Source organism: Novosphingobium profundi, assembly GCF_018491765.1.
GTDB classification, from domain to species: Bacteria; Pseudomonadota; Alphaproteobacteria; order Sphingomonadales; family Sphingomonadaceae; genus Novosphingobium; species Novosphingobium profundi.
Map to the genome: position 1 here is coordinate 36,615 of NZ_JABWCU010000012.1, position 18,275 is coordinate 54,889.

Annotated in this window: 20 protein-coding genes and 1 riboswitch; of the genes, 6 read left to right on the plus strand and 14 right to left on the minus strand. The window is 66.2% G+C overall.

Annotated features, from left to right (window positions below):
- Window positions 1-3 precede the first annotated feature (3 nt).
- The 8 genes from HT136_RS14610 to HT136_RS14645 form a co-directional block, all read right to left on the minus strand.
- Window positions 4-876 carry a JmjC domain-containing protein gene (locus tag HT136_RS14610; RefSeq protein ID WP_214200535.1) on the minus strand — a complete coding sequence of 291 codons (873 nt, stop codon included), beginning with the start codon at window positions 874-876 and terminating at the stop codon, window positions 4-6.
- Window positions 873-2,051, minus strand: coding sequence for a GNAT family N-acetyltransferase (locus tag HT136_RS14615; protein ID WP_214200536.1), 1,179 nt, complete (start codon window positions 2,049-2,051; stop codon window positions 873-875). The genes HT136_RS14610 and HT136_RS14615 overlap by 4 nt, the downstream gene beginning before the upstream one ends.
- A 147-nt stretch (window positions 2,052-2,198) precedes the next feature.
- Window positions 2,199-4,265 carry a sodium-translocating pyrophosphatase gene (locus HT136_RS14620; protein WP_246543750.1) on the minus strand — a complete coding sequence of 689 codons (2,067 nt, stop codon included), beginning with the start codon at window positions 4,263-4,265 and terminating at the stop codon, window positions 2,199-2,201.
- A gap of 188 nt (window positions 4,266-4,453) precedes the next feature.
- Window positions 4,454-5,413 carry a thiamine-phosphate kinase gene (thiL, locus tag HT136_RS14625; protein ID WP_214200538.1) on the minus strand — a complete coding sequence of 320 codons (960 nt, stop codon included), beginning with the start codon at window positions 5,411-5,413 and terminating at the stop codon, window positions 4,454-4,456.
- 52 nt (window positions 5,414-5,465) lie between these two features.
- Window positions 5,466-5,909, minus strand: coding sequence for a transcription antitermination factor NusB (gene nusB / locus HT136_RS14630; RefSeq protein ID WP_214200539.1), 444 nt, complete (start codon window positions 5,907-5,909; stop codon window positions 5,466-5,468).
- Window positions 5,909-7,198 (minus strand): histidinol dehydrogenase, encoded by a 1,290-nt coding sequence (gene hisD, locus HT136_RS14635; RefSeq protein ID WP_214200540.1) that lies wholly within the window; start codon window positions 7,196-7,198, stop codon window positions 5,909-5,911. Before hisD ends, nusB begins: the two co-directional genes overlap by 1 nt.
- Window positions 7,198-7,854, minus strand: coding sequence for an ATP phosphoribosyltransferase (gene hisG / locus HT136_RS14640; protein ID WP_214200541.1), 657 nt, complete (start codon window positions 7,852-7,854; stop codon window positions 7,198-7,200). The genes hisD and hisG overlap by 1 nt, the downstream gene beginning before the upstream one ends.
- A gap of 95 nt (window positions 7,855-7,949) precedes the next feature.
- Window positions 7,950-8,222, minus strand: coding sequence for a BolA family protein (locus HT136_RS14645; RefSeq protein ID WP_214200542.1), 273 nt, complete (start codon window positions 8,220-8,222; stop codon window positions 7,950-7,952).
- A gap of 40 nt (window positions 8,223-8,262) precedes the next feature.
- On the opposite strand from HT136_RS14645, the gene HT136_RS14650 reads away from it, so the two are divergent.
- Window positions 8,263-8,862: a DnaJ domain-containing protein gene (locus HT136_RS14650; protein WP_214200543.1), complete on the plus strand. Its 600-nt coding sequence runs from the start codon at window positions 8,263-8,265 to the stop codon at window positions 8,860-8,862.
- Window positions 8,863-8,881: 19 nt separating this feature from the next.
- On the opposite strand, the gene HT136_RS14655 is transcribed toward HT136_RS14650, so the two are convergent.
- Genes HT136_RS14655 through HT136_RS14665 form a run of 3 tightly spaced genes read right to left on the minus strand, consistent with a single transcriptional unit; the run spans window position 8,882 to window position 10,734 of the window.
- Window positions 8,882-9,367 (minus strand): GFA family protein, encoded by a 486-nt coding sequence (locus HT136_RS14655; protein ID WP_214200544.1) that lies wholly within the window; start codon window positions 9,365-9,367, stop codon window positions 8,882-8,884.
- Between the two features lie 50 nt (window positions 9,368-9,417).
- Window positions 9,418-10,071, minus strand: a complete 654-nt coding sequence (locus tag HT136_RS14660; RefSeq protein WP_214200545.1) for a glutathione S-transferase family protein — start codon at window positions 10,069-10,071, stop codon at window positions 9,418-9,420.
- Window positions 10,072-10,104: 33 nt separating this feature from the next.
- On the minus strand, window positions 10,105-10,734 hold the full coding sequence (locus tag HT136_RS14665) for a glutathione S-transferase family protein (protein ID WP_214200546.1): 630 nt from the start codon (window positions 10,732-10,734) through the stop codon (window positions 10,105-10,107).
- Between the two features lie 207 nt (window positions 10,735-10,941).
- Here HT136_RS14665 and HT136_RS14670 point away from each other — a divergent pair, with 207 nt between their 5' ends.
- The 3 genes from HT136_RS14670 to HT136_RS26525 all read left to right on the plus strand — a co-directional run bounded on the left by HT136_RS14670 (window position 10,942) and on the right by HT136_RS26525 (window position 14,021).
- Entirely contained in the window at window positions 10,942-11,670 is a 729-nt protein-coding gene (locus HT136_RS14670) for a winged helix-turn-helix transcriptional regulator (RefSeq protein WP_214200547.1), read from the plus strand.
- A 109-nt stretch (window positions 11,671-11,779) separates the two neighbouring features.
- Window positions 11,780-12,757 carry a cobaltochelatase subunit CobS gene (gene cobS / locus HT136_RS14675; RefSeq protein WP_425516896.1) on the plus strand — a complete coding sequence of 326 codons (978 nt, stop codon included), beginning with the start codon at window positions 11,780-11,782 and terminating at the stop codon, window positions 12,755-12,757.
- Between the two features lie 154 nt (window positions 12,758-12,911).
- On the plus strand, window positions 12,912-14,021 hold the full coding sequence (locus tag HT136_RS26525; RefSeq protein ID WP_343222197.1) for a diguanylate cyclase domain-containing protein: 1,110 nt from the start codon (window positions 12,912-12,914) through the stop codon (window positions 14,019-14,021).
- A 36-nt stretch (window positions 14,022-14,057) separates the two neighbouring features.
- Here the strand turns inward: HT136_RS26525 and HT136_RS14685 are convergent, their stop codons facing one another.
- The 3 genes from HT136_RS14685 to fmt all read right to left on the minus strand — a co-directional run bounded on the left by HT136_RS14685 (window position 14,058) and on the right by fmt (window position 16,928).
- Window positions 14,058-14,876: an acyl-CoA thioesterase gene (locus HT136_RS14685; protein ID WP_214200550.1), complete on the minus strand. Its 819-nt coding sequence runs from the start codon at window positions 14,874-14,876 to the stop codon at window positions 14,058-14,060.
- Window positions 14,877-14,983: 107 nt separating this feature from the next.
- Window positions 14,984-15,210: riboswitch (cobalamin riboswitch) on the minus strand.
- Window positions 15,211-15,276: 66 nt separating this feature from the next.
- Window positions 15,277-16,023 carry a tRNA pseudouridine(38-40) synthase TruA gene (truA, locus tag HT136_RS14690; protein ID WP_214200551.1) on the minus strand — a complete coding sequence of 249 codons (747 nt, stop codon included), beginning with the start codon at window positions 16,021-16,023 and terminating at the stop codon, window positions 15,277-15,279.
- The gene (fmt, locus tag HT136_RS14695) at window positions 16,020-16,928 is read right to left on the minus strand and encodes a methionyl-tRNA formyltransferase (protein WP_214200552.1); all 909 of its coding nucleotides are present in this window, start codon (window positions 16,926-16,928) and stop codon (window positions 16,020-16,022) included. Before fmt ends, truA begins: the two co-directional genes overlap by 4 nt.
- 73 nt (window positions 16,929-17,001) lie before the next feature.
- Between fmt and recR the strand changes: the two genes are divergently transcribed.
- Together recR and def are read left to right on the plus strand one after the other, a co-directional pair.
- Entirely contained in the window at window positions 17,002-17,598 is a 597-nt protein-coding gene (gene recR / locus HT136_RS14700) for a recombination mediator RecR (RefSeq protein WP_214200553.1), read from the plus strand.
- Between the two features lie 78 nt (window positions 17,599-17,676).
- Window positions 17,677-18,243, plus strand: a complete 567-nt coding sequence (gene def, locus HT136_RS14705; RefSeq protein WP_214200554.1) for a peptide deformylase — start codon at window positions 17,677-17,679, stop codon at window positions 18,241-18,243.
- The last annotated feature ends 32 nt before the right edge of the window (window positions 18,244-18,275 follow it).

The following is an 18,275-nucleotide window of genomic DNA, read 5'->3' on the forward strand; positions in this document are numbered from 1 at the left end:
GCACTAGCGCTTCGCCGCGCCCAGCTTGCGCAAGGCCCGCCAGGCCATCGCCTTTCCGGCGTTGCGTGCGGGCCAGCGTCCCGGCGCGCGCGGGGTGATGCCGATGCGCCGGAGCACGCCGTTGAAGGCGCGCGCGTCGGCCTCGGCAAAGCTCCAGTCCGAGCGCCAGGTGATCGAGAGCGAGACCGAGGGTTCCGCTCCGTTGCGCACGAAATGCGGCGCCATGACCGGCACGTAGACGGCATCGCCGGGACCCAGCGCGAATTCGCGACCGTGTTCGAGCAAGGCGTTGTCCCAGGGCAGCTCGCGCCCGCCGCCGGTATGATAGGTCTCGTGCACGGTGTCGGGTGCGAAACGGGCATCGCCGGCGGGGAACTGGGTCATGACCTTCGAGCCGCGCACCTGCATCAGGATATTGTGCTCGGGATCGAAGTGGTAGGGCGTGACGCCGCCCGCCGAGGTCACGAAGACGAAGCCTTGCAGCTTCATCATCGCGCCCGTGCGCGGTTCGATGACGGCGCGCAGTTCGTCCAGCAAGGCTTCGATTAGCGCGGCGTAGGCCGGGTCCTGTTCGATATTCTTGATGACGGCCCAGGAGCGGCTGACCTCGATCGAGCGGATCGTCTCGCCGATCGCGATGCCGGTGGGGGCGGGCTTGCCGTCGACGCCGATCGGCTGGTCGGCGGCGTTCCATTCGAGCGAGGCGGGAGGCAGGCGCTCGGCAAGGGCGGCGAGCGCCTCGAGTTCGAGCAGCGGATGACGCCCGAGGCGATGGCGCAAGACGTGCGGGGTTTCGGGATAGGCCGCTGCAAAGGTCTCGCGGGTCTCCTCGGTAAAGGCGAGCGGGACGCTGGTTTCGGGGCTGGGCGGGGTCATGCCGGTGGCATCTTCGGCTTGCGCTTCATTTCGGCGGCCACGATGCGGCGAAACGCGGCGCGGCGCAAGGGTCCGCCCAACGCGACGGAGAGGCGCGCGATGCCACGTCGTTCGCGCCAGAGGTGGTCGATCATCGGGTGGTGGGCACTTGCGCAACTGTCGATCCAGGCGAGCTCGGGGTCGTCGAGCGCGCTGAGATTTTCCTGCTGGAGGAGGACGCCGGGCGAGAAGCGGGCGTAGCCCTCGTCGAACGCGGTCTTGTAGGAGAAGGCGGCGTTGCCGCTGCGCAAGCTGGCGAGCATGGCGATCGGCCGACCATCGAGAAGGAGGCTGCGCCGCTCAAGCGCGCCGTGGTCGGCCGCGCCCTGCAGGACCTCGTGAAACAGCGCGGCGGTTCGTTCATTGCAGGCGAGCGCCGAACCCGCCGCGCCTTTCCAACCCGCCTTTTCCAACGCGAGGAAGGCCGTGCACCAGGTTTCGAGGTCCTCGTCGCCGCGCTGGACGTGGTGAGCCAGGGCGCCTTCTTCGGCAAGGCGATTGGCCTGGCGGCGCAATTCCTTGCGCTTCTTGGTGGAAAGGGCCTGCGCGAGATAGGCCTGCGGGGAGAGGTCGGAGGCCAGCATCGCGCGGGCCTCGGCATGGACCTGCTCGACCTGCCGCCCCTCGTAGCGGGCGACCGCCAGAAGTGCGACGTGGACGGGCCCATCCATCACCATTTCGCGCAAGTGAAGGAACAAGGCGGTACCTGCCTTGCGGTCAGCCCAGTCGAGCACGGCGCGCCAGAAGGCCACTTCCGCGCCCGCGCGAACCAGAGGAGTACCGCAAAAGCAGTTTTCGTGCAGCCAACTCGCAAGATGCGGCAGCGGCCAGCGGTAGTAGCGGCCGCTGGCAACCATCGGCAGCAGCCCGGCAAGCCTCCCGTCCTGCTCGAAGCGCAGGACGCGGACGCTCGCGCCCTTTTCGAGATGGCGCAGCGAGGGGAGCAGGTACCAGCTTTCGAAGAAGGGATTGGGTTCACTGGCTGTGCGCGCGAGCTCGTCCCACTCGTCCCGCCGTGTTTCGAATTCGCGCCAGTCGAGGCTTTCGATCCGGTCCGGTAGTGCCGCGCCGCGCGCGTCGGGGGCACCGGTGCGGGGCGGTGGCTCGAGGAAGGTGGTGGCGTCGTCGAAGGGCACCAAGGCGATCAATCCGAGCGTCGAGACCGCGATTTGCCCGCGGTCGAGGGAGCGTGCCGCGATTTTACCCGCAGAACCTTCCGCAGTGCAACAAGGCCGTGCCTTCCGGCTCCGAATTGGTACGCTTCGGAGCCGGAAAGCGTGCGATCAGCCTGCCGCGAGCGCCGCCAGGAGCAGGAGCGCGACGATGTTGGTGATCTTGATCATCGGGTTGACGGCCGGTCCTGCGGTGTCCTTGTAGGGATCGCCCACCGTATCGCCGGTGACCGCGGCCTTGTGGGCTTCCGATCCCTTGCCGCCGAAGTTGCCGTCCTCGATGTACTTCTTGGCGTTGTCCCAGGCACCGCCACCAGATGTCATCGACAGAGCCACGAACAGCCCGCCGACGATGACGCCGAGCAACAGCGCACCGAGCGCGGCGAAGCCGTTCTCGCGTCCCGCGACCAGCGTGATGACGAAATAGACCGCGATCGGGGCCAACACCGGCAGCAGCGAGGGGACGATCATCTCCTTGATAGCGGCCTTGGTGACAAGATCGACCGTGCGCGCGTAGTCGGGCTTGGTCTGGTAGGTCATGATGCCGGGATTGGCCTTGAACTGCTCGCGCACGTCGCGCACCACGTCGCCCGCCGCGCGGCCCACGGCGGTCATGCCCATCGCCCCGAAGAGGTAGGGCAGCAGCGCACCGAGCAAAAGCCCGACGATGACGTAGGGGTTCTCGAGGCTGAAATCGACATCCAGCCCGGGGAAAAACTCCTTGAGGTCGGTGGTGTAGGCCGCGAAGAGCACGAGTGCGGCGAGGCCCGCCGAGCCGATGGCATAGCCCTTGGTGACCGCCTTGGTGGTGTTGCCCACGGCATCGAGCGCGTCGGTCTTTGCGCGCACGCTGTCGTCGAGTCCGGCCATTTCGGCGATGCCGCCGGCGTTGTCGGTGACCGGGCCATAAGCGTCGAGTGCGACGACCATGCCGGCGAGCGCCAGCATCGCGGTTGCCGCATAGGCAATGCCGAGCAGCCCGGCGATCTGGTAGGCGACGACGATGCCCGCGACGATCAGCAGCGTGGGCAGGGCGGTTGCCTCAAGGCTGATCGCAAGGCCCTGGATCACGTTGGTGCCGTGCCCGGTGACCGAGGCTTTGGCGATCGACTTGACCGGCCGGTACGCGGTTCCGGTGTAGTACTCGGTGATCCAGATGATGAGCCCGGTAATGGCGAGGCCCACGAGCGCGCTGTAGAACAGGTCGTAGGCGTGAATGGTGCGTCCGGCGATGTCGAAGTCGGTCGCCATGCCACCGAGCGAATAGGAGATCGCCAGCCAGATCGCCGGGACCGAGAGAACGGCCGAGACAAGGAAACCCTTGTACATCGCACCCATGATGTTCTGGCTGCGGCCCAGCTTGACGAAGAAGGTGCCGATGATCGAGGTGACGATGCACACGCCCCCGATCAGGAGCGGGAGAGCCATCATCGGCATCAGTTTCTCGCCGATGCCGCCCAGCAGCAGCGCGGTCAGGACCATGGTGGCACCCACCGTCACGACATAAGTCTCGAACAGGTCGGCGGCCATGCCGGCGCAATCGCCCACGTTGTCGCCCACGTTGTCGGCGATGACGGCGGGGTTGCGCGGGTCGTCCTCGGGAATGCCGGCTTCCACCTTGCCCACGAGGTCCGCGCCGACGTCGGCGGCCTTGGTGAAGATGCCGCCGCCCAGACGCGCGAAGATCGAGATCAGCGAGGCGCCGAAGGCAAGCCCGGTGAGGCCGTTGATGACGGTGCGGTCCTCACCGCCCACGCCATGTCCGGCGGGTCCGGTCAGGTACCAATAGAACACCGCGATCGCGAGAAGGGCGAGCCCCGCGACGAGAAGGCCGGTGATCGCGCCCGCGCGGAACGCAAGGGTCAGGCCCGCCTGAAGTCCGTCCTGCGCGGCCGAGGCCGTGCGTACGTTGGCGCGCACCGAGATGGTCATGCCGATGAAACCCGCCGTGCCCGAAAGCACCGCACCGATGACGAAGCCGGTGGCCGAGATGGCGCCGAGGGTGAGCGCGAGGATCGCTGCGACAGCCACGCCCACGATGGCAATGGTGGTGTACTGGCGCTTGAGATAAGCCTGTGCCCCCTCCTGGATGGCGGCGGCGATTTCCTGCATCTTGGCATTTCCGGCGTCGGCGCCGAGCACGTGCCTGCTGGTGATGAAACCATAGAGAATGGCCATCAGTCCCAGGACTATTGCAACCGTGAGTGTGTTCACGCGATTGTCCCCTTCCCACTGTTTTTATCGTTTTTCCGGTGGGTTTTCTCCACCCGGATACGACAAGGGCTACGCCTGAGGCGCAAGACTGGCAAGGAGGATGTCTAACATGGGAAGCGGAGGTGCAAACTGACGCGGGTCAAGTCTGAACCTTAGTGTTCGTAACCCAGTCGTTCGGGAAGCGCTAGCGCTTCGCCATCGTACGCGAGGTGGAGGCCCGGGCTGGGCGTAATGCGACCGACCCGCGTGAGGAGCGCGCCCGCCTCCTCGGCGAGACGCTCTATCTCTGCGGCGTCGCGGGGAGCGGCAGTGAAGAGGAGACCATAATCGTCGCCCGCGCAGACCGCCTCCATGAGCGCGGCCGTGTCCTCGCCCGCGATTGCGCGAAAGGCGGGCGAAAGCGGCACGCGCGCAAGGTCGAGGTGGGCACCGAGGGCGCTTGCCTCGGACAGGCGCTTGAGATCGACGAGCAGCCCGTCGGAGATATCCATCATCGCGTGGACATGGGGGGCGAGCCTTGGGCCGAGCGCGGTTTGGGGCATCGGACGGCGGTAGCGCTCCTCGAGCCACGCGACCTCGGGACCTTTGCCGTTCCTCGTGCCAAGCCTGAGGGACAGGCCCGCGCCGGAATCGCCGATCGTCCCACTCACCCAGACTTCGTCGCCGGCCCGCGCCATGGTCCGCGAAGGCACGTCTAGGTCTCTGGGGCCGAGGCCGAGCGCGGTCAGCGAAAAACTGCGCGCACTTGCTTGGGGCATGCGCACGCTGTCACCGCCGAGCAGGGGCAGCGCGAAATGGCGGCAGGCCTCGCCCAGTCCCTCGAGGAAGGCCTTGTCCCAGGCCTCCTCACCGAGGGCATGCGAATAGAGGCAGCCGAGCGGCTCGGCGCCTTTTGCGGAAAGATCGGAGGCATTGACCGCGACCAGCTTCCAGGCGACGTCCCGGGCGGGATCGTCGGGGAGGAAATGGACGCTTTCGACCAGCGTATCGAGCGTGAGGACCAGCCGCTCGCCGCCGAGGTTCAGCACGGCGGCGTCGTCGGCAAGCCCGCGCGCGGCGGGATTGGTGGCCAGGCCGCGCAGCGCGGCGATGAAGACGCTTTCCTTGGTCATCGCCGCGACATTGCCGGGGCCGCCGGGCCCCGGTCAATGTGATTTGCCGTGATCAGCGGACCGACTTGGCGACGGCGTCGAGCACGCCGTTCACGAACTTGGCCTCGCGCTCCTCGAAGAAGGCATGCGCAACGTCGACATATTCGGTGATCACAGCGCCGGTCGGCACGTCGGCGCGCGCCATCAGCTCGTAAGCACCTGCGCGCAGGATCTGGAGCATGGTCTTGTCGAGGCGCTCGAGCGACCAGCCCGAAGCCAGCTTCTGGGAAAGCACCGCGTCGATTTCTTCGCGGCGGGCGACGGCGCCCTTCACGATGTCGTCGAAGAAAGCGACGTCGGCCTTCTCGAACTTCTCCTCGTCGATTTCCATGCCCAGGCGATGGCGGTGGAATTCGTCGAGCAGGGTGGCCATCAGCGTGCCTTCCATGTCGAACTGGTAAAGCGCCTGGACGGCGGAAAGACGAGCGGCCGCGCGGGCCTTCTTGGATGCGGACATTACTTTTCAAGCCTTACGGAAACGGAGCGGGCGTGCGCGGGAAGACCTTCGGCCTCGGCCAAGGCGACGGCGGCGGGGCCGATCGCGGCCAAGGCTGCCTCGTCGAGCTGGATGAAGCTGGTGCGCTTCATGAAGTCGAGGACCGAAAGGCCCGAGGAAAAGCGCGCGCGGCGCCCGGTGGGAAGAACGTGATTGGGGCCGGCCACATAGTCGCCGACGGCCTCGGGAGTCATGCGCCCGAGGAACACCGAGCCGGCGTGGCGGATCTGCGCGAAGATCGCTTCGGGATCATCCGTGGCGATCTCGACGTGCTCGGCTGCGAGCCGATTGGTGAGTACGGGGGCCTCGTCGAAGCTCTCGACGACGATAATGACGCCGTTCGCATCCCACGAGGTGCGCGCGGTCTCCTGCGTCGCCAGCTTGGAGAGTTCGCTTTCGACGGCTTCGGCGACGGCATCGCCATAAGCGGCATCGTCGGTGATCAGGATCGACTGCGAGGTCGGGTCATGCTCGGCCTGGCTGAGGAGATCGGCGGCAATGCGCACCGGATCGTTCTTGGCATCAGCGATCACGAGGATTTCGCTGGGGCCGGCCACCATGTCGATGCCGACCACGCCGTAGAGCTGGCGCTTGGCTTCGGCGACCCAGGCGTTGCCGGGGCCGGTAATGACGTCGACCGGCGCGATCTTGTCCGTGCCATAGGCAAGCGCGGCCACGGCATGCGCGCCGCCCACGCGCCAGACTTCGTCGACCCCGGCAAGGTGCGCGGCGGCCAGAACCAGCGGGTTGACCTCGCCGCCCGGCGTGGGCGTGACGACGACGAGCCGCTCCACGCCTGCAACCTTGGCGGGAATGGCGTTCATCAGCATCGAGGAGGGGTACGCGGCGCGGCCACCGGGCACGTAGAGCCCGGCCGCATCGACCCCGCGCCAGACCGCGCCGAGGCGCACGCCTTGCGCATCGATGTAGTCGCGGTTCTCGGGCATTTGCGCTTCGTGGTAGGCGCGAATGCGGTTTGCAGCGGTTTCCAGAGCGGCACGCAAGGCGGGATCGAGCGCGTCGAAGGCGGCCTTGCAGGTGCCTGCGTCGATCTGCCAGCCGGTCGCGTCGAGATCGTGGCGGTCGAACTTCGCAGTCAGTTCGGCGAGCGCCTGGTCGCCGCGCGCGCGCACGTCGGCAAGGATCGCGGCAACGTCGGCGGCAACGTCGGTCGCGCTTTCGCGCCGGTCATCGACGACGCGTGCGAAGGCGTCCTCGAAGCCCGGATCGCGGGTGGAAAGCCGCAGCATCAGGCGGCTTCCTTCTCGGCCGCGACGAGCGCGCGAAAGGCCTCGACCAGCGCGGCCACGCGCTCGTCGGTCTTGAGCGCGGCGCGGTTGACGATGAGACGTGCCGAGATGTCGAGGATGCGGCTGGTCTCGACGAGGCCGTTTTCCTTCAGCGTGCGGCCCGTCGAGACAAGGTCGACGATGCGGCTGGAGAGGCCGAGCGTGGGGGCCAGTTCCATCGCGCCGTTGAGCTTCACGACTTCAGCCTGCACGCCCATCTTCTCGAAGTGGCGGCGCGTCAGGTTGGGGTACTTGCTCGCGACGCGCAAGTGCGAGGGAAGCGTGTCGGTCTGCTCGCCCACCATCTCGGCGACCGAGAGGCGGCAATGACCGATGTTAAGGTCGACCGGCGCATAGAGGTCGGGGTAGTTGAACTCCTCGACGACGTCCGAACCGACGATGCCGACTTGCGCCGCGCCATGCGCGACGAACGTCGCGACGTCGAAAGCGCGCACGCGGATCAGGCGCATGTCGCTGTTTTCGCACGCGAACGAAAGGGCGCGCGACTTCTTGTCATGAAACTCGGCGTCGGGCACGACGCCCGCGCGTGCCATCAGCGGCAGAGCTTCATCGAGAATACGCCCCTTGGGCACGGCAAAGATCAAAGGTTTCGGCATGGTGCGCGCATTTAGGCGCGCGCGCGGGAAAGGGCAACCGGCAGAACGCCGCGATTTTTTCGCGCGCGCCGATCGCCTTGTCCCATCACGGCGGCCTACTCGCCCGGAGCGCGGGCCTTGATGGCGAGCGCATGGACGCGCTCACCGGGAATGTCGCCGAGCGCGGCGTTCACCAGGCGCTGGCGTTGCAGGCGCGAAACGCCTGTGAATTCAGCGCTTTCGATGTGGATGGTGAAGTGCGATTCGCCGCTCTGGTCATCGCCCATGTGGCCGGCGTGGTGGGCCGAATCGTTGATCACCTCCAATTGGGTGGGGGCGAAGGCAGCGGTCAGGCGCTGGGCGATTTCCTGGGCGATGGGTCCGGTCATGGTCTTCCATTTAGGGTGCACATGTCCCATCTTAAAGCCGGTGAGACAGCATAGATTTCATGGAAGGTTCGATTCCGGCGGGCGCGAATGCAGCTGGCCGGGGTGCGAGGAGGCGGGCGAGTTCCGGGCTCCGGGCGCGCGTACGTCCAGCTTCGACGGGCCCGGCGACTACCGCTGGTTCTGTCTCGAGCACGTGCGCAAGTTCAACGCGGGTTACGATTATTTCGAAGGCATGGCGGCGGAGGAAATCTTGCGCGCGCAGTCGCCGATCTACGGCTGGGAGAACACCGCGCGTGCCTTCCGTCCGGGCGAAGCGGTCGACGGCGCGCCGCACTGGGCCAACTTCTCCGATCCGCTCGAGGCGATCCAGTCGCGCGCCCGCGCGCATGTGCGCCGTCGCAGGGGCGAAATGGCCGAGGAGATGCGTGCCGATGCGCGCTTCACCCCTGCCGAGCGCGGGGCGCTGAGAGTGCTCGGGCTCGAACTCGACGTCGACGCCAAGACCTTGCGCATGCGCTACACGCGGCTCCTTCGCCAGTACCACCCCGATCAGAACGGGGGCGATCATGGCCACGCCGAAAAGCTCCAGCAGGTGGTGGAGGCCTACCAGCTTCTCAAGAAGGCGGCGGCTTTCGGGTGACGGAGGCGCCGTGGGGGGCTCATCGCTCCAGCACGGCCTTCCAGCGCGCCGCGTTTTCCGCCCCGAACACGCGCACCACGTCCTTGCCGCGGTAGAACGCCTCGAAGGCTTCGGCGCCCTCGGGGATCACGACCCAATCCTGCTTCGCCTTTGTGAAGATGTGCAGGTCCGGGACGAGGCCACGCGTTTCGTCGAGGGTGCCCGCGCGCACGAAACGGGCCTTGTCGCCGGCCTGGTGGAACGTCGACCAGACCGAGACCCGGCAGTGCGGGCAACGGGCGTTGGCCTGGCCGTGGCCGCTCAGGGTAGCCATTTCGACCACTTCCGGGGCTTCGCCAAGCAATGCGACATTGGCTGTCTCGATCACCAGGTTGAGCGCGAAAGCGCTCCCGCTCTGGCGTTGACAGGCGTGGCAGTGGCAGCATTTGAGGACAATCGGCTCGGCTTCGAGGCGATAGCGGATCTTGCCGCAATCGCAGCCGCCTTCGGCACCCGCAAATGTCATGTCGTGCACCCGCCGGCGTCGAGAGGGATCGTGGCCATCGTCATTTCCTTTCAGTCCCGATCGGGTGCGCCAGGCGGGAACCAGGCGCGGTAGGGGCGTGCTTCCTCGACGCAGCGGGCAACGGGCGGGCGGGCCAGCAAGTCGCGGCGCCATTCGCGCAAGTGCACCAGCGCATCGGGTATCGGATGGACCCAGTCGGCGTAGAACAGCGAAGGTGCGGCCGCGCATTCGACGAGCGTGATCCGAGGTTCGCGCGGATTTGCGCGGAGCCATTGCTCAAGCCAGGCGTACGTCCGGCCGAGCCGCGCCTTCGCGTCCTCGATGCGCGCGGTCTCGGGCGCGCCACGGTTGCGCATATGCTCGACGACCACCGCGTTCATGGGGGTCATCACGTAGTTGTCGAAGACCCGGTCGAGCATGCGCGCGGTGTTCGCCAGATGCGGGTCCTCGGGCACCAGCTCGCGCGCCGAGCCGTGGGTGAGCGCAAGGTGCTCGATGATGACGCTGGCCTCGAACAGGAGTTCGCTTCCGTCCTTGAACACCGGGAACTTGCCCGCCGGACCGGCCGCGCCCACGAGCGCGGCGTTGTCCGGATGATCCCCGTCGACCATCCGGAAGTCGAAGGCGATGTCAAAGGCGTAGAGCGCGATCAGCGCCTTCCAGGTATAGGACGAGAAGGGGTGGCCAAAGAGTTCGAGCGACATGGTTTTTGCAGAACCTTGGTGTTGCCGTGGCGGCTATTTGCTCGATTGCGCGATGAGGGCGCCGTCGATGGCCTTGGCTTCCTGGTACGCCGGGCGTGCCTGGCAGCGCTCGGCATAGGCGGCGAAGGCGTCGTTGGGAGGCAGGAGGCCGAAGTTGAGCCCCCAGTCGACCGACGAACCGACGTAGACGTCGGCCATCGTGAAGCGATCGCCGCAGACCCATTCGCGTTCGGCCAGGAAGGCCGTGAATGCGCCGATGAGACGTTCGAAACTGCCGAAGCTGACGAGGCCTTCTTGCTTGGGCCCCTTGGGTTCGAAGCCGAGCGCCTTGGCGGTGAGCGCCTGGTCGACCGGCCCGGCGCAGAAGAAGGTCCAGCGATAGTAATCGGCCATCTGGGTGTCGTCGGGCAGTAGCTCAGCCTCGGGGTGCATCTCGGCCAGGTAGAGGCAGATCGCGGCGGCCTCGGTCACCACCCGCGGTCCTTCGTTGGCGTGATGGATAAGCGTGGGCACTTTGCCCATCGGGTTCGCGTCGAGGAAATCGGCGCTCTTGGCGCCCCAGTCGACCAGAACCTGGTCGTAGTCGGCCTCCACTTCGTGCAGGGCCCAGCGGGCGATCTGACCGCGCGACATGGGGTTGGTGTAGAACGTGTAATCCGTCACGAACCGCTCTCCTCGAGTGTGCCGGTCGCCGGTTGCGGCGAGTCCGGTTGCAGAGAGGCTGGGCGATGGAAGGGGCGGCGTCAATCGTGTTACGGCAGGGCGTTGGCGACGTCGTGCCGAGCCGGTTCGAAGCTTCGCTCGCCCAAGGTCCGAATTGGAGCGGGTTGAGGTGGAGTGGGGGCGTGGCTCCGGTTACCAAACGCAACCATGGCGCTCGACGACACCGCTTGCTCCTCTGCCGCGCTTCGCGGCACATCGATCGAGGCCTTGCGCCATGGCCGCTGGTACGGCGATGCCTGTGGTTGCGCGCTGACGATGGAACTGGTGGGGGAACGCTGGTCGCTGCTCATCGTTCGCGAATTGCTGCTCGGGCCGCGTCGCTTCAACGAAGTACGCGCCGCGCTTCCGGCCCTCTCGGCCAAGACGCTGAGCGAGCGACTCGCGACGCTCGAAGTTGCAGGAATCGTCCGGAGCGATCGGCTAGAGCGTGCCAATGGTGCGCGTGGCTATGGTCTCACCGCTTGGGGGCAGGAACTGGCTCCGGTGCTCCAGGCGATGGTGCGCTGGGCGCAAGCTTCGGTGATACGCAATGCGGCCTTGCCGATGACCCCGGTCTCGCTGATGCTGGCGCTGGTGGCGCGGCTTCGCCCCGAACGGATCGGTGGCCTGGATCTTTGGATCGCCTTCGACATCGCCGAGCAGCGCTTCGCCGGACGCCTGTTGCCCGGTGGTCTCACGATCCACCCCGGAGGTGACGCGCTGCAGGCGCCGGACTTGCGTTTCGCGGCCCGCAGCGCCACCGATTTTGCACCGGTCTTCTTCGAAGGGGCGCCACTCGGCAAGGATGGCCATAAGCTGATATGCGAGGGCGATCCGCAACTGGCCAGCCGTTTCGTTGCGCTGTTCGCCCGGAAAGCTGACGAAACCAGCACCTGAAGCGCGCAAATGCGTCAAAAGGTTGCCTGGTTCGGTCCGCCAAGGCGCAAAGCATGTTGCGGTGCGATGCGCTGTCCTTTAGGCGGGTGTGGCGATGACAGAGACTGCGATGACCCAAGCCGAAAACCGCGAAGCCACCGTGCTCGCCGCCCCCGATATCGAACTCGATGTCCGCGAGACCTTCGGGATCGACATCGACATGAAGGTTCCCGCCTTTTCCGAGGCGGACGAACGCGTGCCCGATTTCGACCCGACTTACGTGTTCGATCCGGATACCACGCTCGCGATCCTTGCCGGGTTTGCCTACAACCGTCGCGTGATGGTGCAGGGTTACCACGGAACCGGCAAGTCGACTCACATCGAGCAGGTCGCCGCACGCCTCAAGTGGCCGTGTATCCGCATCAATCTTGACGCGCACATCAGCCGTATCGACCTGATTGGGCGCGACGCGATCGTGCTGCGCAACGGCATGCAGGTCACCGAGTTTCGCGAGGGACTGCTGCCCTGGGCGCTCCAGCACCCGGTCGCGCTCGTCTTCGACGAATACGACGCGGGCCGCCCGGACGTGATGTTCGTGATCCAGCGCATCCTCGAGACCGAAGGCAAGTTGACGCTGCTCGACCAGAACCGCGTGATCCGCCCGGACGCCAACTTCCGCCTCTTCGCGACGGCGAATACCGTGGGCCTGGGCGACACCTCGGGGCTCTACCACGGAACCCAGCAGATCAACCAGGGCCAGATGGACCGTTGGAATCTGGTCGTGGGCCTGAATTACCTGCCGTCCGAAACCGAAGTCGACATCGTCACCAAGAAAGTGCCGCAGGTCGCTCCGGACGTGATCGCCCAGATGGTCAAGGTCGCCGATTTTTCGCGCCAGGGCTTCATGAACGGGGATATCTCGACCGTGATGAGCCCGCGTTCGGTGATCACCTGGGCGCAGAATTCGGCAATCTTCAACGACGTGGGCTTCGCCTTCCGTCTCTCGTTCCTCAACAAGTGCGACGAGACCGAACGCATGCTCGTGGCCGAGTACTACCAGCGCGTCTTTGGCAAGGATTTGCCCGAAAGCGTGGTTGGCAAGGCTTGAAAATTCGGAGCGGGGGGCAGCAGCGCGCCGCCCCCGCCCGAGGTATAGACACCGCCTGGATCAGAATCCGGTAGAAATCCGGAGTATGCGGCAGGAGGTTGTCCAGCACGCGCAGGTATAACCCAATTCTCACTATAAATGTGGGATGGGTACCGTGAAGTCCACTTCTGCGCAGGCGCTGTGCGACAAGATTCTGGTCGAGCAAGTGCGTAGCCTGTTTGCCAACACGGTGCCGGCGACCTTTATGCTCGTGGCATTCGGCATAACAGGTGTGATCGCCTACAGCGGGCGTCCGTCGCGCGCGATGGAAGTTATCGGAACAATTGCGTTCCTGGGCTGCGCAACGCGCCTCGCAGTCACCCTGCTTCTGCGCGATCACGCGTTGACGGCTCCGCTCGATCGTCGCGCAGCGCGAAGGCTGGAGATGATCTTTGCAGGGCCTTACCTGACGTTTTCGACTTTTCTCGGGCTATTTGCAGCGCTGGCTTTCCTGCGTCATCCCCCGCAGATTCACATCGTCACGATTTGCCTTGTCATGGGCTATGGTGCGGGCGTTGCGACCAACTGCGCCCTGCGTCCCTGGCTGGCCATTTCCAGCATGTCGCTTGCGGTCGTTCCCATGGTCACCGTTTCGTGCCTTGCCAACGATCCCGCCTATGTCGCAACTGCACTCATTACCTTGGGTTTTCTCGCGGCAGGCGGCCAATCGGTGATCGTGCGGTGCCGGGCCTACGAACGCGAAATTGGTTTGCGCCTGAGGGCTTCGCTCCTGGCCCGGCACGACGCTTTGACCGCTTTGCCCAATCGGCTGGCTCTGGCCGAATATTTCCGCGAGGCGGTGCTGACAGCGCCACAGCGTCTGCTGGCCGTTCACTTTCTCGACCTTGACGGATTCAAGCTTGTCAATGACGCGCATGGCCACGCGGTGGGCGACGCGTTGCTCGCTGACGTAGCCGAGCGCCTGCGCGGGGCGGTGCGCGCGGGCGACATTGCGGCGCGCCTTGGCGGCGACGAATTCGTGATCGTTCAGTTCGGTCTCGATTCGCCTGCCGAAGCCGACGTTCTCGCGCGGCGTATCTCCGCCGCGATCCGCGCGCCATTCGACATTCAAGGGCTTGCCCTGACGATCTCGACGAGCGTTGGTACGATCGTCAGCGAGGGCACGGACCAGGAGCTGGAAAGGCTGCTCGAGCAGGCCGATGCCCGCCTCTATGACGCCAAGAGCAAGAGACGGGTGGCCTATCTGCAGGTCGTGCCCGCCTGACCGGTCGACACGACCTGCGGTCAGGCGGGCCGCCGATCACAGCGGCGTCGCGGCGGTGAACGGCTTGGACTTGCCCTCTTCGTCGACCGAAACCATCGTGAAGCGGGCGGTCGCCGCGTGGTTGCGCGCGCCGGTGAGCAGTTCTTCCGACCACATCTGCACCTCGACGAGGAGCGAACTGCGCCCGGCCATGCGCACGCGGGGGATAAGCTCGATCATCGCGCCTTCGCGGATCGGCGAGGTGAAGTCGATGCGGCTGGAGGAGGCCATTACCACGATCTCGCGCGTGAAGCGCGTGGCCGCGATGAAGGCGGCCTTGCCCATCATCTTCATGGCATCACCGCCGAAAAGGTTGCCGTGGTGGTTGGTCGAGGTGGGGAAGACCATCTCGACCATGCGCAAGGGGGCGTTCTCGTCCTCGATCGCGGGGCGCGGTGGCATCGGGGGCAGAGGAAGACGGGTCTCCGGCCCCTTTCGGGCCACCATCGTGAAGAGGCCGCGGGTGAGCGTGCGGCGCTCGCCCGAGACCAGCGCCTCGGCGGTCACCGTCACTTCGACGTCGAGCGAGCTGCGCCCCACGCGGGTGAGCTGGCCACTCACTTCGACGATCTCGCCCGAAAACCCGGGCGCATTGAAATCGATCCGTTCCGAGCAGGCCGTGACGAACGGTGCGCGGCCGTGGCGGGTTGCGGTGAGGAAGGCCACTTTGTCCATGTGGGCGAGCGCCACGCCGCCGAACAGCGTGCCATGGTGGTTGGTGTCGCCCGGAAAGATCATGTCGATGAGCTGCACCGAGGAGTCCGCAAAGGTTTGCGTGTCAACGAGCTCGGGCGGAGTGTGGAAATCGGAGGACATAGCTTTTCCCGCATTGGGCAAGGAGGTGGAACAGGACGCACGCCGCCGCGCGGGCGCTGGCAGCCACCCGCTCGAAGCGAACGGCCAGACCGGGCACCCCGCCGGTGGTCGTTATCGCGTCGCGGGCAGGTCTCCTGGCTCTCGGGTCACGGCAAGGGAGCAGGCCTTCCCGGCTGCCGAAGCGGCCAGTGGCACGCGGGTGTTCCCAGGCTCTCCGATTACAGTTGCGGGGGCAGCGCCGGATTCCATCCCGTCAATGGGGATGTCACCGTCTTCCCGTCTTAGCTCCGGCGTGGCCGAGGCCAGCCGGAGAACCTGCGACCTGAATGTCTTGTGAGCAGTTGCAGCATTCGTCAAGATGGCGTGCGTGTGCGCTCTTGCCCTTCGGATAGCGCGGTGGTCAATCTTCGGGGTAGGTGGCGCGGACGAAGTAGAGACCATCGGGCGGGGCGTTAAGGCCAAGTGCCTGCCGGTCCTTCGCCGCAAGAGCCGCGCCGACCTGATCCTCGGCCCAGCGGCCCATGCCCACGAGCGCAAGGCAGCCGACCATCGAGCGCACCTGGTGGTGTAGGAAGCTACGCGCTTCGGCCTCGATCAGGATCATCTCGCCCTCGCGCCGCACGTCGAGCCGGTCGAGCGACTTCAGGGGGCTCTGCGCCTGGCAATGGACCGAGCGGAACGTCGTGAAATCGTGCCGTCCGACAAGCGCCTGCGCGGCGCGGTGCATGGCAGCCTCGTCGAGCGGCCTGGATACCTGCCAGGCCTTTCCGCGCTCGAGCGTGAGCGGGGCGCGGCGATTGGCGATGCGGTAGATGTAGGAGCGCGCGATGCACGAGAAGCGCGCGTGCCAGTCGTCGGGCACCACCTCGCAGGCGGTGACGGCGACCGGTGCGGGGCGCATCCGGGCGTTCAGCGCCTCCATCAGGCGGAACGGCGTGAAGGGCTTCGCGATCTCGATATGCGCGCGCATGGCGAGGGCATGGACGCCCGCGTCGGTCCGCCCGGCGGCGTGCATGATGACATTCTCGCCGGTAATCGCGTGCGCGGCATCCTCGACCGATTGCTGAACCGAAGGGCCGTGCGACTGCCGCTGCAGCCCCATGAACGGCGCTCCGTCGAATTCCAGGGTAAGCGCGAAGCGGGTCATGCGATCGCGGTTCCCGTGGGCACGGGGCGGCCGCGCAGCAAGTCGCAGGTGTCCATGGCCGGTTTGCCCGCGCGCTGGATGCGCGTGACGCGCAGTGCGAGCGAACCGCAGGCGATGGTGAGCGCATCGTCGAGCGTGACGCCAGGCGTTCCCGAGCCTTCGACCACTTTAGCGGCAAGGACCTTGTAGCGCTCACCCTCGAGTTCGAAGAAGGCGCCCGGCGCGGGCATGAAGGCGCGCACCTGCCGTTCGATCACATCGGCTCCCTGTGAAAAATCGATCCGCGCCTCGGCCTTCTCGATCTTCTTGGCGTAAGTGACTCCCTCCTCGGGCTGGGTCACCGGGCGGTGGAGGGCCAGGTCGCGCAAGGTTCCGACCATGAGCTGCGCACCGCGTTCGGCCAGTTCGTCGGTCAGCTCGCCGGCGGTCTTGCTCTCGATCTGCGTGCGCAGCGTCGCCAGCATGGGCCCGGTGTCGAGCCCGGCCTCCATCTGCATGATGGTGACCCCGGTGGTGGGATCGCCCGCAAGGATCGCGCGCTGGATCGGTGCGGCCCCGCGCCAGCGCGGCAGGATCGAGGCGTGAATGTTGAGGCAGCCCAGGCGCGGCGCATCGAGGATTGCCTGCGGCAGGATCAGCCCATAGGCGGCGACGATCGCGACGTCCGCCTCGAGCGCGGCGAAGGCGTCCTGCTCCTCGGCGCCGCGCAGCGAGACCGGGGTGCGCACCTCGAAACCACGCGCCTCGGCGGCCTTGTGCACCGGGGTCGGCGTCAGTTCGCGCCCGCGCCGTCCGCCGGGGCGGGGTGGCTGCGAATAGACGGCCACGATGGTGTGCCCGGCCTCGGCCAGCGCTTCGAGCGCGGGGACCGCAAAATCGGGCGTTCCCATGAAGATGATACGCATATTGTGGGCAACTCCCTCGATCGACGGGCCAGCGGGCTTCCGTCGGCAGCGGGGAGGCCCTATCTCTCATCCCATGGCATCGCAAGAGATCGAGACGCTGACCGCGGCGCTGGCCCGCCTTCCCGGGCTCGGTCCGCGTTCGGCCCGGCGCGCGGTGCTCTGGCTGATCAAGCGGCGTGAAACCTCGCTCGTCCAGCTCGTGGAAGCGCTTGCCGCCGTGCGCGAGAGCCTCGTCGAGTGCACGGTCTGCGGCAATGTCGATACCAGCGACCCTTGCGGCATCTGCCGCGATCCGCGGCGCGACCAGCGCGCGCTGTGCGTGGTGGAAGAGGTGGCCGATCTCTGGGCGCTCGACCGAGCGCACTTGTTCACTGGCCGCTACCATGTGCTGGGTGGCCGGCTCTCCGCGCTCGATGGTGTGCGGCCGGAGGACCTTGCGATCGACAGCCTTCTCGCGCGGATCGAGGAGGGCGGGATCGACGAGGTGCTGCTCGCCATGAACGCCACGCTCGAGGGCCAGACGACCGCACACTACATCGCCGAAAAGCTGGAGAACAAGCCGGTGCGTCTGACCCAGCTCGCCCACGGCCTGCCGGTCGGCGGCGAGCTCGACTATCTCGATGAGGGCACCCTGGCGCAGGCGATACGCGCGCGCCGTCCCGTCGTATGAACACGGTACGAATGCGGCGATTACAGTCATCACCAACGCAATCTTGCGAGAATCGCGTGTCGGCATTATCTGCAATCCATGGCTATCCGCGAAATCCTTGAAGTTCCCGATCCCGTCCTCAAGCAGGTCTCCAAGCCCGTCGAAGTGTTCGACGATGCGCTCAAGACCCTTGTCGAGGACATGTTCGAGACGATGTACGATGCCCCCGGCATCGGTCTTGCCGCCATCCAGGTCGGCGTTCCCCTGCGCGTGCTGGTGATCGATCTCCAGCCCGACGATCCCGACGCCGAACCCGAAGTGTGCAACCATGGCGGGCACCAGCACACCCACCAGCCCACGATCAGGGAGCCCCGGGTCTTCATCAATCCGGAAATCCTCGATCCCTCCGAGGAGCACACGGTCTATCAGGAAGGTTGCCTCTCGGTTCCCGAGATCTACGCCGACGTCGAGCGTCCCTCGACCTGCCGCGTACGCTACCAGGACCTTGACGGCGCTACCCACGAAGAGGCGATGGACGGCCTTCTGGCCACTTGTCTCCAGCACGAGATGGACCACCTCGAGGGTATCCTGTTCATCGATCACCTCTCGCGCCTCAAGCGCCAGATGGCGCTGCGCAAGCTCGAGAAACTGCGTCGCGCGGCCTGATTGATCCGGACCTGAGGAAAACCGTCAGCGAG

Coding starts and splice junctions, on each gene's coding strand:
- HT136_RS14685 (WP_214200550.1), bottom strand. CDS start 14,876: ATGTCCTCCGATTTCCACACTCCGCCCGAGCTCGTTGACACGCAAACC.
- HT136_RS14610 (WP_214200535.1), bottom strand. CDS start 876: ATGACCCCGCCCAGCCCCGAAACCAGCGTCCCGCTCGCCTTTACCGAG.
- HT136_RS14655 (WP_214200544.1), bottom strand. CDS start 9,367: ATGACATTTGCGGGTGCCGAAGGCGGCTGCGATTGCGGCAAGATCCGC.
- HT136_RS14620 (WP_246543750.1), bottom strand. CDS start 4,265: ATGGCCATTCTCTATGGTTTCATCACCAGCAGGCACGTGCTCGGCGCC.
- hisG (WP_214200541.1), bottom strand. CDS start 7,854: ATGCCGAAACCTTTGATCTTTGCCGTGCCCAAGGGGCGTATTCTCGAT.
- HT136_RS14660 (WP_214200545.1), bottom strand. CDS start 10,071: ATGTCGCTCGAACTCTTTGGCCACCCCTTCTCGTCCTATACCTGGAAG.
- hisD (WP_214200540.1), bottom strand. CDS start 7,198: ATGCTGCGGCTTTCCACCCGCGATCCGGGCTTCGAGGACGCCTTCGCA.
- truA (WP_214200551.1), bottom strand. CDS start 16,023: ATGACCCGCTTCGCGCTTACCCTGGAATTCGACGGAGCGCCGTTCATG.
- def (WP_214200554.1), top strand. CDS start 17,677: ATGGCTATCCGCGAAATCCTTGAAGTTCCCGATCCCGTCCTCAAGCAG.
- fmt (WP_214200552.1), bottom strand. CDS start 16,928: ATGCGTATCATCTTCATGGGAACGCCCGATTTTGCGGTCCCCGCGCTC.
- cobS (WP_425516896.1), top strand. CDS start 11,780: ATGACCCAAGCCGAAAACCGCGAAGCCACCGTGCTCGCCGCCCCCGAT.
- HT136_RS14670 (WP_214200547.1), top strand. CDS start 10,942: ATGGCGCTCGACGACACCGCTTGCTCCTCTGCCGCGCTTCGCGGCACA.
- nusB (WP_214200539.1), bottom strand. CDS start 5,909: ATGTCCGCATCCAAGAAGGCCCGCGCGGCCGCTCGTCTTTCCGCCGTC.
- recR (WP_214200553.1), top strand. CDS start 17,002: ATGGCATCGCAAGAGATCGAGACGCTGACCGCGGCGCTGGCCCGCCTT.
- HT136_RS14645 (WP_214200542.1), bottom strand. CDS start 8,222: ATGACCGGACCCATCGCCCAGGAAATCGCCCAGCGCCTGACCGCTGCC.
- thiL (WP_214200538.1), bottom strand. CDS start 5,413: ATGACCAAGGAAAGCGTCTTCATCGCCGCGCTGCGCGGCCTGGCCACC.